The sequence below is a fragment of the Bacillus multifaciens genome, from assembly GCF_030756675.1.
Classification (GTDB): Bacteria; Bacillota; Bacilli; order Bacillales; family Bacillaceae_G; genus Bacillus_A; species Bacillus_A multifaciens.
This window is the reverse complement of sequence record NZ_JAVBXD010000005.1, coordinates 72606-88489: the sequence shown is the minus strand read 5'-3', so window position 1 is coordinate 88489 and position 15884 is coordinate 72606. Positions and strand designations below refer to the sequence as shown.

The following is a 15884-nucleotide window of genomic DNA, read 5'->3' as shown; positions in this document are numbered from 1 at the left end:
ATAACCGTGGAGGGGAATTGCATGACGAAACAAAAAAGTACGCTTTGGGAATGGACAAAAGCTATTCTGATTGCTGTTGTCTTAGCTTGGATTATTAGACAGTTTTTCTTTGCGCCGATTCTTGTAGATGGTGTATCTATGTCACCGACTCTTCATGATCGTGATCGTATGATTGTTAATAAAATAGGTTATCACATTGGAGAACCAAAACGCTTTGATATCATAGTGTTTCAAGCGACAGAAGATAAAGATTACATTAAACGTATCATTGGTTTGCCTGGTGATCAGATAGAATATCGAAACGACACACTCTATATTAACGGAAAGCCGTATGAGGAGCCGTATTTAGATAAGCAGAAAAAGCAGCTTGCTGATGGTCCATTAACGTATGATTTTAAGCTTGAAGAAATTACAGGGAAGACAACAGTTCCAAAGGGAGAATTATTTGTATTAGGAGATAATCGCCGTTTTAGTAAGGATAGTCGTACAATTGGAACAATTTCAATAGACCAAGTAATTGGAAAAGCTAATATATTGTATTGGCCATTCGAAGATGCACGTATTGTAAAATGAATGTAGAAAAGAAGGTGGAAGTATGGTAATTCAATGGTTTCCTGGTCATATGGCTAAAGCAAGGCGCCAAGTAACAGAGAAATTAAAATTAATCGATGTGGTAATTGAACTTGTTGATGCAAGGTTGCCATTATCATCACGAAATCCAATGATTGATGAAATTATTACACACAAGCCAAGACTTGTTGTTTTAAATAAAGCTGATATGGCAGATGATCGTGTAACAAAAGAATGGATTGCTTATTTTGGAGAACAAGGTCATAAAGCAATCTCTATCAACGCGCAAGCTGGACAAGGTATGAAAGAAATTACAGCAGCTTGTAAAGAACTTGTTAAAGAAAAATTTGATAAAATGATTGCAAAAGGTATTAAACCAAGAGCAATTCGTGCTTTAATTGTTGGGATTCCGAACGTTGGAAAATCGACATTAATTAATAAATTAGCGAAGAAAAATATTGCAAAAACGGGCGATCGTCCAGGTGTAACAACGGCGCAGCAATGGATTAAAGTAGGGAAAGAAATGGAACTACTTGATACTCCTGGTATTTTATGGCCAAAATTTGAGGATGAAATGGTTGGACTTCGTCTTGCGACGACTGGAGCAATTAAAGATTCTATTTTAAATTTGCAAGATGTGGCTGTGTATGCCCTTCGCTTTATGGAGAAACAGTATCCAGAACGTTTGAAAGATCGTTATAAATTAAATGAAATTCCAGAAGATATTGTAGAACTATTTGATGCGATTGGAAAAAACAGAGGCTGTTTAATGGGTGGAGGACTTGTTGATTATGATAAAACATCAGAACTTGTTCTTCGTGAGCTTCGCGGTGGTAAACTTGGGAAAATGACATTTGAAACGCCAGAAGAAATCGTAGAAGAAGCATAGAGTGATACTTCTATTTCGTTCATTGCATTCGATGAATTTTACTGGTAGTTATTTTAGCCTAGCGTCTTACATTTTTTCGGATGAAAAGAAAAGGCTTGCTATTGTAAAATGGGAGAGAAAAGGCACGCTATTGCGCGCCTTTTCTTACTTGTAGGAGGAACTACGTATGTCTAAAAAACAAACAATTCAAGCAATTGACGTTTTATTGCAAGGAATTGAACGAGAAGACGATGAGCGTTTTCGGATATTATTAGCAGACGAGCGAAAAGGTGTACAAAGACTGATTTCAAAATGGAAAAAACAGAAAGATGATAAAGAAAAAGAAAGACAAAAATTCACTGAGATGTCCAAGTATGAGAATGTACTTCGTCAAAAGGGGACTGTATCCATTGCTGGCATTGATGAAGTCGGAAGAGGACCATTAGCAGGACCTGTTGTTGCGGCGGCTGTTGTGCTTCCGGAAGATTTCTATATGCCTGGTTTGAATGACTCGAAAAAACTAAGTGAGGCAAAGCGTGAGCTGTTTTATGATGGAATTAAAGAACAGGCGTTAGCAATTGGGGTTGGAATTATTCCATCTCACGTTATTGATCAAATAAATATTTATCAAGCAACGAAACAAGCGATGTTAGAGGCTGTAAGTAATTTATCATGCGAACCAGAGCATTTGCTAATTGATGCAATGGAACTTAATGTTTCTATCCCGCAGACGTCTATAATTAAGGGGGATGCGAAAAGTATTTCGATTTCAGCTGCGTCTATTATTGCGAAAGTTACGAGAGATCGCATGATGAAGGAACTTGGAAAACGATATCCGCAGTATGGATTTGATCAACATATGGGGTATGGAACGAAACAACATTTACAAGCGATTGAAACGTATGGCGTGTTAGAGGAACACCGAAAAACGTTTGCCCCCATTAAAGATATGATTGAAAAATAAGTTGTGAATTCACAGCTTATTTTTTATTTTCGTATATTAACATTATTATTTTCCAAAAAGAATAAAGCGATTTCAGTTTTCTGACACTTTATTGTAGACAGCGTGCCAATCATTTTATACAATGACAATGTAGTATTTTAAAAACATTAAAAAAACTTTTCGAGTAAAACAGGAAAATAGGGGAGGATGGGACCATGAATATCCACGAGTATCAGGGTAAAGAAGTCCTTAGAAACTATGGGGTAAACGTTCCGAACGGGAAGGTTGCCTTTACAGTAGAAGAAGCTGTAGAAGCAGCGAAAGAATTAGGAACAAGTGTATGTGTAGTAAAAGCGCAAATTCATGCTGGCGGACGCGGCAAAGCCGGCGGTGTAAAAGTAGCGAAAAATTTAGAAGAAGTTCGTACATATGCAGAAGAAATTCTAGGGAAAACACTTGTAACTCATCAAACAGGTCCTGAAGGTAAAGAAGTAAAGCGCTTACTTATCGAAGAAGGATGCGACATCAAAAAAGAATATTATATTGGTCTTGTGTTAGATCGCGCGACTTCTCAAGTTGTGTTAATGGCGTCTGAAGAAGGCGGCACAGAAATTGAGGAAGTAGCAGAGAGAACACCAGAAAAGATCTTTAAAGAATATATTGATCCTGCAGTAGGTCTACAAGGCTTCCAGGCGCGTCGTATTGCGTTTAATATCAATATTCCAAGCAAACTTGTTGGCCAAGCTGTAAAGTTTATGATGGGCTTATACCGTGCGTTTGTTGAAAAAGATTGTTCTATCGCAGAAATTAACCCGCTTGTTACAACAGGTGACGGAAAAGTTATGGCGTTAGATGCAAAATTAAACTTCGATTCTAACGCTTTATATCGTCATAAAGACATTTTAGAGCTTCGTGATCTTGATGAAGAAGATCCGAAAGAAGTTGAAGCTTCTAAATATGACCTGAACTATATTTCATTAGATGGAAACATTGGTTGTATGGTAAATGGTGCAGGACTTGCAATGGCAACGATGGATATTATTAAACATTATAGCGGTGACCCAGCTAACTTCTTAGATGTTGGTGGCGGTGCGACAGCAGAAAAAGTTACAGAAGCTTTCAAAATTATTCTTTCTGATAAAAATGTAAAAGGTATTTTCGTTAACATTTTTGGCGGTATTATGAAATGTGATGTAATTGCAGAGGGTGTTATCGAAGCGACAAAACAAGTAGGTCTTGAATTACCGCTAGTTGTTCGATTAGAAGGTACAAATGTAGAACTAGGAAAGAAAATTTTAAATGAATCTGGTTTAAATATTGTTGCAGCAGAATCTATGGCAGACGGTGCACAAAAAATTGTTTCACTAGTAGGCTAATAGAAAGCGGGGGAGAAGAAATGAGCGTATTAGTTAATAAAGATACAAAAGTTATTGTACAAGGTATTACAGGTTCTCAAGGTTTATTCCATACAAAACAAATGATTGAATACGGTACGAAAATTGTCGGTGGTGTAACGCCTGGTAAAGGTGGCACTGAAATCGAAGGTGTACCAGTATTTAATACAGTAGAAGACGCTGTAAAAGCGACAGGTGCAAACGCTTCTGTTGTATACGTTCCACCTGCTTTTGCTGCAGATGCAATTATGGAAGCTGTTGATGCAGAACTTGATTTAGTAGTATGTATTACAGAAGGTATTCCTGTATTAGATATGGTAAATGTTAAAAAATATATGGATGGCAAAAAGACACGTCTTCTTGGACCAAACTGTCCAGGTGTTATTACGCCAGATGAGTGTAAGATTGGTATTATGCCAGGATACATTCATAAAAAAGGTCATGTAGGTATCGTATCTCGTTCAGGTACGTTAACTTATGAAGCTGTACATCAATTAACACAAGAAGGAATCGGTCAATCAACTGCAGTTGGTATCGGCGGTGACCCTGTTAATGGTACAAACTTCATCGATGCTTTGAAAGCATTCAATGAAGATGACGAGACACATGCTGTTATTATGATTGGTGAAATCGGTGGAACGGCAGAAGAAGAAGCTGCTGAATGGGTAAAAGCGAATATGACAAAACCTGTTGTCGGCTTTATTGGTGGTCAAACAGCACCTCCAGGGAAGCGTATGGGCCATGCTGGTGCGATTATTTCTGGTGGCAAAGGTACAGCTGCTGAAAAGATTAAAACAATGGAAGCATGCGGTATTAAAGTTGCTGAAACACCAGCTGTTATGGGTGAAACTTTAATTTCTGTTTTAAAAGAAAAAGGCTTATTTGAAACTTGTAAAAATTATTAATTATTTTAAAAGACACCTTCTGTAAAAGAGGGTGTCTTTTATCCCTTTTGTAGTTAACATAATTAAAATTATGGGTAAGGAGAATGAGAATGAAACGTGAAAGATTGTTACATCTGCACTACTTCTTGGCAGATCAGTGGAAAGTACTGAAGCGTTTATTAGTTATTGATCCTCAGTTATCGAATATTTATTCTTTTCAAGCTCCTCAAATTGAAAAATACCTTGGGTTATCTATACAAAAAGCCTCTGCACTTGTTTCTTATCTTCAAAAAACATCGCCTTCTATTTACATCCAACAATTACAAGAAGAACACGTTTTCTACATGACAATATGGGATGATGACTATCCAAGTTTATTACGAGAAATCCCTGATCCACCATATGTTTTATATGGAAAGGGGAAGAAAGAATTATTACAATGGTCAAAAAAAATAGCAGTTGTTGGAACGAGAAATCCTTCTTTATACGGTAAAGGAAGCATACAATCTATTTTACAACCGCTTATAAACGATGATTGGCTCATTGTGAGTGGTTTTGCAAATGGTATTGATACAATCGCTCATGAAATTGCAGTAGAACACCCTTTTATGACGATTGCAGTGTTAGGGCATGGCCTAAAATATATGTATCCAAAAAAGAATCAAAGTTTTTATGAAAAATGGAAAGACCAAATATTGCTCGTAACAGAGTATCCCCCGCATTACGCGCCGCAAAAATGGTACTTTCCGAGGCGAAACCGTATTATAAGTGGACTTTGTCAAGGGGTTCTCGTAGTAGAAGCGAAAGCGCGGAGTGGTTCTCTTATAACAGCAGATTGCGCCTTAGAACAAAATAGAGAAGTATTTGCGATGCCGGGACCTAATTATATTGAGAGTGCGTTTGGAACGAATCAGCTCATCCAACAAGGAGCAAAATTAGTTCAATGTGCCGAAGATGTGATAGAAGAACTTTCAAATTATAAAATGAATCCATAAAGCGCTCCTGCCTTCTACCTTGTGTTATAAACTGCGCATGTGGCATAAAAGCCTAGCCGCTACTATGCACGGCCAGACGCTCTTGTACCAGCTTAAAAAGAAAGAGGATTTTCATTCGTTATCTCAATTAAAATTTCTAAAGTAATCTAAATATCCTTGCCATGTAAAATAAAACAAAACGCGCACCCGCTTACTACCTTGTGATTTAAACCGCGCCCGTGGCAGAAAAGGGCCCTGACCGCTACTATGCGCGGCCAGCCGCTCTCGCCCACCTAAAAAGAGTGGGTTTTAAATTGGTCTTAAATTGCTTTTAAATTTAGATTTATACAGTATATTTCATGTTTTTTATTAAACAATTATTGACAAATAGTAGATAGTCACTGTATGTTATATTCATTGTTGATTGACAAAAATGAGGGAAATCAATAATATTAGTCAGTAATCCTTCCAAAAAGGTTTTAGAAACTTTCGGAAGATGAATAAAGATGAAGACTTGAATCCACCTCTTAAGGAGGCACTAGCATGTCAGATTACCTTGTAATCGTGGAGTCGCCTTCTAAGGCGAAAACTATTGAAAAATATTTAGGGAAAAAATACAAAGTAGTCGCGTCTATGGGCCATGTTCGCGATTTACCTAAAAGCCAAACGGGGATAGATGTGAAGAATAACTTCACCCCGAAATACATTACCATTCGTGGTAAAGGGCCTGTTTTAAAAGAGTTGAAGACAGCGGCGAAAAAAGCGAAAAAAGTTTATCTCGCAGCCGATCCGGATCGCGAAGGAGAAGCGATTGCTTGGCACTTAGCTAATACGTTGAACGTAGATATAGAATCAGATTGCCGTGTTGTGTTCAATGAAATTACAAAAGATGCTATTAAAGAATCTTTTAAATATCCTCGTGCGATTAATATGGATTTAGTGGATGCACAGCAAGCAAGACGTGTGCTTGATAGACTTGTTGGTTATAATATTAGTCCTTTATTATGGAAGAAAGTAAAAAAAGGGTTAAGTGCAGGTCGTGTGCAGTCTGTTGCAGTTCGGTTAATTTTAGAACGCGAAAAAGAAATTCAAGCGTTCATACCAGAAGAATTCTGGACAATTAAAACTGAATTTGTAAAAGGGAAAGAGATGTTTGAAGCATCCTTTTATGGGATAAACGGGGGAAAAGTAGAATTAACAAATGAACAAGAAGTAAATGAAATCATTGAAAAAATGCAGGAAAATGCTTTTTCAGTTGAAAATGTAACGAAAAAAGAACGGAGACGTAATTCAGCATTACCATTTACGACATCTTCTCTGCAACAAGAAGCTGCGAGAAAATTAAATATGCGAGCAAAGAAAACAATGATGCTTGCGCAGCAGCTTTATGAGGGTATTGATATCGGAAAGCAAGGAACAGTTGGTTTAATTACATATATGAGAACGGATTCAACGAGAATTTCAGAAACAGCACAACAAGAAGCGCGTTCTTATATTGAAGAAGCATTCGGTGCAGACTACATCGGAGCACAAAAAAAGAAAGAAACGAAAAAAGCAAACGCACAAGATGCACATGAAGCGATTCGTCCATCATCTATTTTGCGTAAGCCAGACGAACTAAAAAGTTACTTGAGTCGTGACCAATATCGTTTATATAAACTGATTTGGGAGCGATTTGTTGCAAGTCAAATGGCAGCAGCTATAATGGATACCGTTACAGCAACACTTGTAAATAATTCTGTTCAATTTCGTGCGCATGGATCTGTTGTCAAATTTCCGGGCTTTATGAAGGTGTATGTAGAATCAAAAGATGACGGTACAGAAGAGAAGGATAAAATGTTACCGGCCTTAGAAATAGGAGAGACGGTCTTCTCTAAGGATGTCGAACCGAAACAACACTTTACGCAGCCGCCACCACGTTATACAGAGGCACGTTTAGTAAAAACGTTAGAAGAACTCGGAATTGGTAGACCATCTACATATGTACCGACGCTAGAAACAATTCAAAAACGTGGGTATGTAGGGTTAGACAATAAGCGATTTGTTCCGACTGAACTTGGTGAAATTGTAACCGAACTTATTTTAGAGTTTTTCCCTGAAATTATTAATATCGAGTTTACAGCTAATATGGAGCGAAATCTTGATGAAGTGGAAGAAGGGAAAGCAAATTGGGTGCAAATTATTGATGATTTCTACAAAGAGTTTGAACCGCGTTTAGAAAAAGCGGAGAAAGAAATGCGCGAAGTAGAAATTAAAGATGAACCGGCTGGAGAAGACTGTGAACTGTGCGGTAATCCAATGGTCTTCAAAATGGGGAAATTCGGAAAGTTCATGGCATGTTCTAATTTCCCAGATTGCCGAAATACAAAACCGATTGTAAAAGAAATTGGTGTTACATGTCCGAAATGTGATGAAGGTCAAATTATTGAACGACGAAGCAACAAAAAGAAACGTCTTTTTTACGGCTGTGGGACATATCCAGAGTGTGACTTTGTTTCTTGGGATAAACCAATTGGTCGAAAATGTCCAAAGTGTGAAGGGATGCTCGTTGAGAAGAAGTTGAAAAAAGGTGTTCAAGTACAGTGTATTTCTTGTGATTATGAAGAAGAACAACAAATGTGAGCCTAACAGCTCACATTTTTTTCGGGAAATGCAAAAAGAAAGGTGATATACATGACAACACAAGTAGTAAACGTAATTGGTGCAGGACTCGCAGGAAGTGAAGCAGCTTATCAAATCGCAAAACGCGGTGTTCAAGTAAGGTTATATGAAATGCGTCCAGTAAAACAAACACCAGCTCATCATACAGATAAATTTGCTGAGCTTGTATGCAGTAACTCGCTTCGTGCAAATACATTAACAAATGCGGTTGGTGTAATTAAAGAAGAAATGCGTCGTATGGATTCTGTTATTATTCGCGCAGCAGACGAATGTTCAGTACCAGCAGGCGGTGCGCTTGCTGTAGATCGCCATGAATTTGCGGCTAAAGTAACGGAATATGTGAAAAATCACCCGAACGTAACGGTAATCAATGAAGAAATTACAGAAATCCCAGAAGGGCCTACTGTAATTGCAACAGGTCCTTTAACTTCATCAAATCTAGCGGCGCAACTAAAAGAGCTAACAGGTGAGGATTATTTTTACTTCTATGATGCAGCAGCGCCAATTGTAGAAAAAGATAGCATTGATATGGAGAAGGTGTATTTAAAATCCCGTTATGATAAAGGGGAGGCAGCATATTTAAACTGTCCGATGACAGAGGAAGAATTCAACCGCTTTTATGATGCGTTAATTGCTGCAGAAACAGTGCCATTAAAAGAGTTTGAGAAGGAAGTTTTCTTTGAAGGGTGTATGCCGGTAGAAGTCATGGCAAGTCGTGGTCGACAAACGTTAGTGTTTGGACCGATGAAGCCAGTCGGATTAGAAGATCCGAAAACAGGGAAAACACCGTATGCCGTTGTGCAATTACGTCAAGATGATGCAGCAGGAACGTTGTACAATATTGTTGGATTCCAAACACACTTAAAGTGGGGGCCGCAAAAAGAAGTGTTACAATTGATTCCAGGATTAGAAAATGCAGAAATCGTACGTTACGGTGTGATGCATCGTAATACGTTTATTAATTCACCGAAATTACTTCGTCCAACGTACCAATATAAAAATCGCGACGATTTATTCTTTGCAGGACAAATGACTGGGGTAGAGGGATATGTAGAATCAGCTGCTTCGGGCTTATTAGCAGGTGTAAATGCAGCGCGGCTTGCGAAAGGTGAAGAACTAGTTGTTTTACCAGCAGTAACAGCAATGGGGAGTATGGCGAATTACATTACAACGACGAATGCGAAGAACTTCCAGCCGATGAACGCGAATTTCGGGCTATTTGCACCGTTAGAAAAGAAAATTAAAAAGAAGCAAGAACGTAATGAAGCATATGCAAATCGCGCTTTAGAAACAATTCAAAATTTTGTAAATATTTAGTCAAATTTCTTGCAAAGGCTACTAAATTGTGATACGATTTAGTAGCCTTTATTGAGGTGAAGATTATGAATGAAGATGTGAATAAAATGTTACAATTATTCGTCGGATATTTACAAATTGAAAGAAATTATTCAAAATATACAATTGCAAGTTATCAAAACGATATAGAACATTTTATACAATTTATGAAGCGAGAAGGTATTTTGACTTTTGAGGATGTTACGTATACTGATGTTCGTTTATATTTAACGACTTTGCATAATGAAAAGTTAGCAAGGAAGTCTGTAGCGCGAAAAATCTCGAGTTTGCGAAGTCTGTATCGCTTCTTGATGCGTGAAGGATATCGGGAAGATAATCCATTTGCACTTGCCGCGCTCCCAAAAAAAGAAGGGTCAATTCCAAAATTTTTGTACAATGAAGAGTTAGAAAAGTTGTTTGAAGTTTCGGATACTTCTAAACCACTAGGGCAACGAGATCAAGCTTTATTGGAACTTATGTATGCGACGGGTATTCGTGTAAGTGAATTCGTGAAGCTTCAGCTTACGGATATTGACTTTTCAACAGGTACGATTTTGGTGATGGGAAAAGGAAAGAAACAACGCTATGTTCCCTTTGGTAGTTATGCACAAGATGCTTTACTAACCTACATAGAAAATGGGAGAAAACAACTGGAGAAAAAATCGCAAGAACACTCTCAAATGGTGTTTTTAAATGCGAAAGGCACACCGCTAACTGATCGAGGGGTTCGATATATTTTAAATGAACTAATAAAAAAAACATCCCTTACAATGCGTATAAGTCCGCATATGTTAAGACATACATTTGCAACCCATATGTTAAATGAAGGGGCGGATTTAAGGGCTATACAAGAATTATTAGGACATGAAAATTTATCGGCGACACAAATTTATACGCACGTCTCAAAAGAAAGATTACGCTCGGTTTACATGATGCACCATCCTCGCGCATAAATTGCTTTTAAAAGTTATAAAGTGAAACTACTATTAGTGGAGGAGATTCTTTTTCTTTCTCAATAATAGTTAGTTGTACCGATCGAGCTCTTGCGGGTAGTTAACTCCAAAGTACCTTTTTGATTTGTCAGAATTTTGAGGTTGGAGTCTAAGTGCCTGTTAGCAGCAGGATAAATACAAATAAAGGAGTTTTTTTCTATGGGAAACTTCCATGCTACAACGATATTTGCGATTCACCATAATGGAGAATGTGCAATGGCTGGTGACGGGCAAGTTACGCTTGGGAATGCTGTTGTTATGAAGCATACAGCTCGTAAAGTTCGAAAATTATTTCATGGCAAAGTATTAGCTGGTTTTGCAGGTTCTGTGGCTGATGCTTTTACACTATTTGAGATGTTTGAAGGAAAGCTTGAGGAATACAATGGTAATTTACAGCGAGCTGCGGTAGAAATGGCAAAGCAGTGGCGGGGAGATAAGATGCTTCGCCAACTAGAGGCAATGTTAATTGTTATGGATAAAAATACGCTTTTGCTTGTTTCAGGAACGGGTGAAGTGATTGAACCTGATGATGGCATTTTAGCGATTGGTTCTGGCGGGCATTATGCACTTGCAGCAGGACGCGCTTTAAAATTACATGCAGGTTCCCATTTCACGGCAAAAGAAATTGCGAAGGCAAGTTTAGAAATCGCTAGTAATATTTGTGTATATACAAATGAAAATATTATTGTGGAAGAACTGTAGAACTGTAAGGGAGGCATTTTAAATGCATTTACATTTTACTCCGCGACAAATTGTAGAAAAATTAGATCAATATATTATTGGTCAAAAAGATGCGAAAAAAGCAGTTGCAGTGGCACTTAGAAATCGTTATCGCCGCAGTAAATTGGCGGAAGGACTTCGCGATGAAATTGCACCAAAAAACATTTTAATGATTGGACCGACAGGGGTCGGAAAAACAGAAGTGGCTCGTCGTATTGCAAAGCTTGTTGGTGCTCCTTTTATTAAAGTAGAGGCAACAAAATTCACAGAAGTAGGCTATGTTGGTCGTGATGTTGAATCTATGGTTCGTGATCTTGTAGAGACTTCCGTTCGAATTGTAAAAGAAGAAAAAATGATTCATGTTAAAGACAAAGCGGAAGAGCAAGCTAATCAACGAATTGTTGAAATTTTAGTACCGCATAAACAAAAAGAATCAGGATTTAAAAATCCGTTAGAAATGTTGTTTGGCGGATATCAAAATCAAAACACCGCTCCAACATCGGAAAAGCAGGATGAGGGAGAAGTGGAGCAAAAACGAAAAGAAGTAGAAAAACAGCTTGCTGCTGGTTTACTCGAAGATGAATTGATTACAATTGAAGTGACAGAGCAGCAATCATCTATGTTCGATATGCTCCAAGGTACAGGAATGGAACAGATGGGCATGAATTTTCAAGATGCACTTGGAAGTTTTATGCCGAAAAAAACGAAAAAACGTAAACTTTCTGTAAAAGAAGCAAGAAAAGTCTTGACAAATGAAGAGGCACAGCGCTTAATTGATATGGATGAAGTTACACAAGAAGCCGTTTATCGTGCTGAACAGCTTGGGATTATTTTTATTGATGAGATTGACAAAATTGCTGGTAAGCAATCGAATAGTGTTGATGTATCACGTGAAGGCGTGCAGCGAGACATCTTACCAATTGTGGAAGGATCGACTGTTGTGACAAAATATGGACCGATAAGAACGGATTATGTTTTATTCATTGCAGCGGGCGCTTTTCATATGTCAAAGCCGTCAGATTTAATTCCGGAACTGCAAGGAAGATTCCCGATTCGCGTAGAGTTGACAAAATTGTCAGCTGACGATTTTGTGAAAATTCTTGTAGAACCAGATAATGCTTTAGTAAAACAATATATAGCATTATTGGAAACTGAAGGTATAGAAATTGAATTTTCTGACGAAGCTATTCGTAAGATTGCCGAGATTGCCTATCAAGTCAATCAAGACACAGATAATATTGGAGCAAGAAGGCTCCATACCATTATGGAAAAACTTCTTGAAGATTTATCGTTTGAAGCATCTGAAATTACGTTAGAAAAGGTAACGATAACACCTCAGTATGTAGAGGAAAAATTAGCGACGATTGCTAAAAATAAAGATGTGAGCCAGTTTATTTTGTAATAGTATCATCAGGTGACTCGCCCTAGTTTCCAAGTGATTAAAACTATGTGAATAATGTGTAGGAGGAAATTTAGAAATGGAATTATTAGCAAAAACAAGAAAATTAAATGCGTTATTACAGAGCGCAGCAGGAAAACCAGTAAACTTTAGAGAAATGGCTGACACGATGTGTGAAGTAATTGAAGCGAACGTGTTTATTGTAAGTCGTCGCGGAAAATTATTAGGATATGCAATTCACCAACAAATCGAAAACGAGCGCATGAAACAAATGCTTGCTGAGCGTCAGTTCCCAGAAGAATATACAAAGAACTTATTCAATGTAACTGAAACATCTCCAAACTTAGAAGTAAACAGTGAGTATACAGCGTTCCCTGTAGAAAACAGAGAATTATTTGGTCAAGGTTTAACAACTATCGTACCAATCGTTGGTGGTGGTGAGCGTCTAGGTACATTAGTATTAGCGCGTCTTGGTCAAGAGTTTTTAGATGATGATTTAATTCTTGCTGAATATAGTTCTACTGTAGTAGGTATGGAAATTCTACGTGAAAAAGCGGAAGAAATTGAAGAAGAAGCTCGTAGTAAAGCGGTTGTACAAATGGCAATTAGCTCATTATCATACAGTGAACTAGAAGCGATTGAACATATTTTCGAAGAGTTAAATGGAACAGAAGGTTTACTTGTTGCAAGTAAAATTGCTGATCGTGTAGGTATTACACGTTCTGTAATTGTAAACGCACTTCGTAAGTTAGAAAGTGCTGGTGTAATTGAATCTCGTTCTTTAGGTATGAAAGGAACATACATTAAAGTATTAAATGACAAGTTTTTACATGAGCTTGCGAAACTAAAAACAAACTAATTTCAATAGACTAAGAGCTCTTCTGTGTAGTGCAGAAGAGCTTTTTTATTAGTAGGAGTAGCATATATAAATACAAGTTGAAAAACGGATATAAAACCCTTTTTTAGGGGTGGGAGAGAGGAACTGGCCGTGCATAGAAGTGGTCAGGGCTTTTTTTCTGCCACGTGCGCAGTGAAAACCAGAGAGAGTAAGTGAGTGCAGGTTCTTTTTTTCATAGCAGTAATCTCTATGTTGAAAAATCAAAAGGGATTCATACATAAATCCCAATTTAAAAATCGACATAAAACTATTCTTTTTCAGTGGAATACTAGCGTAAAAAGAATGAAAAATGGGAATGTTATAAAGAGCGAGTAATGATTTCATAGCAAAAAAGAGCAATGGAAAAGAAAGTTTGATAATGTATGTATTTTCGACTTGATTGTGATATTTTGTTGTGATATAGTTGTCAGTGGTGTCAGTACAAAGTACACACGTTCATTGATTTAAGTGTTGGTGCTACGCTTGTAGTTTCGCTTAAAGATGAAGTGAACGGAGGATATCAAAAACCATTTAGGAGGAACTAAATTATGTCAGTAATTTCTATGAAGCAATTGCTTGAAGCTGGTGTTCACTTCGGACATCAAACTCGTCGTTGGAACCCAAAAATGAAACGTTACATTTTCACAGAGCGTAACGGTATCTATATCATCGACTTACAAAAAACTGTGAAAAAAGTTGAAGAAGCATTCAACGTAATGAGAGACATCGCTGCTAACGGCGGTAACGTATTATTCGTAGGTACAAAAAAACAAGCACAAGATGCTATTAAAGAAGAAGCAACTCGCGCTGGTATGTACTTCGTTAACCAACGTTGGTTAGGTGGTACGTTAACAAACTTCCAAACAATTCAAAAACGTATTAAACGCCTTAAAGACATCGAAAGAATGCAAGAAGATGGCACTTTCGAAGTACTTCCTAAGAAAGAAGTTGTACAACTTAAGAAAGAATTAGAGCGTCTTGAAAAATTCTTAGGCGGCATTAAAGATATGAAAGGTCTTCCGGATGCATTATTCGTAGTAGACCCTCGTAAAGAGCGTATCGCTGTTGCTGAAGCACGCAAATTAAACATTCCAATCATCGGTATCGTTGATACAAACTGTGATCCAGATGAAATCGATCATGTAATCCCAGCAAACGATGATGCAATTCGTGCTGTAAAACTTCTTACATCTAAAATGGCAGACGCGATCCTTGAAGCAAAACAAGGTGAAGAAACTGTTACTGCGTAACAAATTTAGAAAGGTGATAAGGGGGTAGGCCTTTTATCACCTTTTTTAAGGTATATACATATTTTAGGAGGATGAAAAGCATGGCAATTACTGCACAAATGGTAAAAGAACTTCGCGAAAAAACTGGCGCAGGTATGATGGATTGCAAAAAAGCGCTAACAGAAACTAACGGTGACATGGAGAAAGCAATTGACTTCCTACGTGAGAAAGGTATTGCGAAAGCTGCGAAAAAAGCAGATCGCATTGCTGCTGAAGGTTTAACTTACATTGAAGCAAACGGTAACGACGCTTTAATCTTAGAATTAAACTCTGAAACTGATTTCGTTGCGAAAAACGAAGGTTTCCAAGCATTAATTAAAGAATTAGCTGCTCACTTATTAGCTAATAAACCTGCTAACATTGAAGAAGCTATGGCTCAAACAATTTCAAGCGGCAAAACAGTAGAAGAGCACATCAACGAAGCAATCGCTAAAATTGGTGAAAAACTTACACTTCGTCGTTTCGAAATCGTATCAAAAACTGATGCAGATGCATTCGGTGCTTACCTACACATGGGTGGACGCATTGGTGTATTAACAGTTCTTGAAGGTTCTACAGATGAAGCAGCTGCTAAAGATGTAGCAATGCACATTGCAGCAGTTAATCCTAAATACATCGACCGCGATGCTGTAACAGCTGAAGAAGTTGAGCATGAGCGTCAAGTATTAACACAACAAGCTTTAAACGAAGGAAAGCCAGAAAAAATCGTTGCGAAAATGGTTGAAGGTCGTCTTGGCAAATTCTTCGAAGAGATTTGCTTACTTGACCAAGCATTCGTTAAAAACCCTGATATGAAAGTTCGTCAGTTCGTTGAGTCTAAAGGCGGAACATTAAAAGGATTCGTTCGCTACGCTGTTGGTGAAGGTATCGAAAAACGCGAAGACAACTTCGCTGAAGAAGTAATGAACCAAGTAAAAGGTAACAACTAATAAAGATTGGGGGACACATTGTGTTCCCTTTTTTAAAATAAAGATGCAG

The 15884-nt window shown here is 37.7% G+C and carries 14 protein-coding genes; all 14 read left to right on the top strand.

The features are described from left to right. The first annotated feature begins 21 nt into the window (after window positions 1-21). The 14 genes from lepB to tsf all read left to right on the top strand — a co-directional run bounded on the left by lepB (window position 22) and on the right by tsf (window position 15835). Window positions 22-573 (top strand): signal peptidase I, encoded by a 552-nt coding sequence (lepB, locus tag Q9306_RS05415; RefSeq protein WP_306196087.1) that lies wholly within the window; start codon window positions 22-24, stop codon window positions 571-573. A gap of 22 nt (window positions 574-595) precedes the next feature. Next, complete coding sequence (gene ylqF, locus Q9306_RS05410) at window positions 596-1459, top strand: ribosome biogenesis GTPase YlqF (protein WP_098916223.1); 864 nt, start codon at window positions 596-598, stop codon at window positions 1457-1459. Window positions 1460-1625: 166 nt separating this feature from the next. After that, complete coding sequence (rnhB, locus tag Q9306_RS05405) at window positions 1626-2402, top strand: ribonuclease HII (RefSeq protein WP_306196081.1); 777 nt, start codon at window positions 1626-1628, stop codon at window positions 2400-2402. Window positions 2403-2596: 194 nt separating this feature from the next. Further along, window positions 2597-3757, top strand: coding sequence for an ADP-forming succinate--CoA ligase subunit beta (gene sucC / locus Q9306_RS05400; protein WP_306196079.1), 1161 nt, complete (start codon window positions 2597-2599; stop codon window positions 3755-3757). A gap of 20 nt (window positions 3758-3777) precedes the next feature. Continuing rightward, the gene (gene sucD, locus Q9306_RS05395; protein ID WP_306196077.1) at window positions 3778-4680 is read left to right on the top strand and encodes a succinate--CoA ligase subunit alpha; all 903 of its coding nucleotides are present in this window, start codon (window positions 3778-3780) and stop codon (window positions 4678-4680) included. Between the two features lie 89 nt (window positions 4681-4769). Beyond that, window positions 4770-5654 (top strand): DNA-processing protein DprA, encoded by an 885-nt coding sequence (dprA, locus tag Q9306_RS05390; protein ID WP_306196075.1) that lies wholly within the window; start codon window positions 4770-4772, stop codon window positions 5652-5654. A gap of 522 nt (window positions 5655-6176) precedes the next feature. Continuing rightward, window positions 6177-8255 carry a type I DNA topoisomerase gene (gene topA, locus Q9306_RS05385; RefSeq protein WP_306196073.1) on the top strand — a complete coding sequence of 693 codons (2079 nt, stop codon included), beginning with the start codon at window positions 6177-6179 and terminating at the stop codon, window positions 8253-8255. Window positions 8256-8306: 51 nt separating this feature from the next. Then, on the top strand, window positions 8307-9611 hold the full coding sequence (trmFO, locus tag Q9306_RS05380; protein ID WP_306196071.1) for an FADH(2)-oxidizing methylenetetrahydrofolate--tRNA-(uracil(54)-C(5))-methyltransferase TrmFO: 1305 nt from the start codon (window positions 8307-8309) through the stop codon (window positions 9609-9611). A gap of 65 nt (window positions 9612-9676) precedes the next feature. Then, window positions 9677-10582, top strand: coding sequence for a tyrosine recombinase XerC (gene xerC, locus Q9306_RS05375; RefSeq protein ID WP_306196069.1), 906 nt, complete (start codon window positions 9677-9679; stop codon window positions 10580-10582). Window positions 10583-10780: 198 nt separating this feature from the next. After that, complete coding sequence (hslV, locus tag Q9306_RS05370; protein ID WP_306196067.1) at window positions 10781-11323, top strand: ATP-dependent protease subunit HslV; 543 nt, start codon at window positions 10781-10783, stop codon at window positions 11321-11323. Window positions 11324-11345: 22 nt separating this feature from the next. After that, a complete protein-coding gene (gene hslU, locus Q9306_RS05365) occupies window positions 11346-12743 on the top strand; it encodes an ATP-dependent protease ATPase subunit HslU (RefSeq protein ID WP_306196065.1) in 1398 nt (465 codons plus the stop codon). Window positions 12744-12819: 76 nt separating this feature from the next. Then, window positions 12820-13599: a GTP-sensing pleiotropic transcriptional regulator CodY gene (gene codY / locus Q9306_RS05360; RefSeq protein WP_020059163.1), complete on the top strand. Its 780-nt coding sequence runs from the start codon at window positions 12820-12822 to the stop codon at window positions 13597-13599. Window positions 13600-14165: 566 nt separating this feature from the next. Further along, window positions 14166-14867, top strand: a complete 702-nt coding sequence (gene rpsB / locus Q9306_RS05355) for a 30S ribosomal protein S2 (RefSeq protein WP_090912758.1) — start codon at window positions 14166-14168, stop codon at window positions 14865-14867. Between the two features lie 80 nt (window positions 14868-14947). Further along, window positions 14948-15835, top strand: coding sequence for a translation elongation factor Ts (tsf, locus tag Q9306_RS05350; RefSeq protein ID WP_306196061.1), 888 nt, complete (start codon window positions 14948-14950; stop codon window positions 15833-15835). Window positions 15836-15884: the final 49 nt, after the last annotated feature.

Excerpts from the sequence above, each read along its gene's own strand:
- rnhB (WP_306196081.1), top strand. The coding sequence starts at position 1,626 with ATGTCTAAAAAACAAACAATTCAAGCAATTGACGTTTTATTGCAAGGA.
- xerC (WP_306196069.1), top strand. The coding sequence starts at position 9,677 with ATGAATGAAGATGTGAATAAAATGTTACAATTATTCGTCGGATATTTA.
- trmFO (WP_306196071.1), top strand. The coding sequence starts at position 8,307 with ATGACAACACAAGTAGTAAACGTAATTGGTGCAGGACTCGCAGGAAGT.
- rpsB (WP_090912758.1), top strand. The coding sequence starts at position 14,166 with ATGTCAGTAATTTCTATGAAGCAATTGCTTGAAGCTGGTGTTCACTTC.
- ylqF (WP_098916223.1), top strand. The coding sequence starts at position 596 with ATGGTAATTCAATGGTTTCCTGGTCATATGGCTAAAGCAAGGCGCCAA.
- sucD (WP_306196077.1), top strand. The coding sequence starts at position 3,778 with ATGAGCGTATTAGTTAATAAAGATACAAAAGTTATTGTACAAGGTATT.
- topA (WP_306196073.1), top strand. The coding sequence starts at position 6,177 with ATGTCAGATTACCTTGTAATCGTGGAGTCGCCTTCTAAGGCGAAAACT.
- hslU (WP_306196065.1), top strand. The coding sequence starts at position 11,346 with ATGCATTTACATTTTACTCCGCGACAAATTGTAGAAAAATTAGATCAA.
- sucC (WP_306196079.1), top strand. The coding sequence starts at position 2,597 with ATGAATATCCACGAGTATCAGGGTAAAGAAGTCCTTAGAAACTATGGG.
- dprA (WP_306196075.1), top strand. The coding sequence starts at position 4,770 with ATGAAACGTGAAAGATTGTTACATCTGCACTACTTCTTGGCAGATCAG.
- codY (WP_020059163.1), top strand. The coding sequence starts at position 12,820 with ATGGAATTATTAGCAAAAACAAGAAAATTAAATGCGTTATTACAGAGC.
- tsf (WP_306196061.1), top strand. The coding sequence starts at position 14,948 with ATGGCAATTACTGCACAAATGGTAAAAGAACTTCGCGAAAAAACTGGC.
- hslV (WP_306196067.1), top strand. The coding sequence starts at position 10,781 with ATGGGAAACTTCCATGCTACAACGATATTTGCGATTCACCATAATGGA.
- lepB (WP_306196087.1), top strand. The coding sequence starts at position 22 with ATGACGAAACAAAAAAGTACGCTTTGGGAATGGACAAAAGCTATTCTG.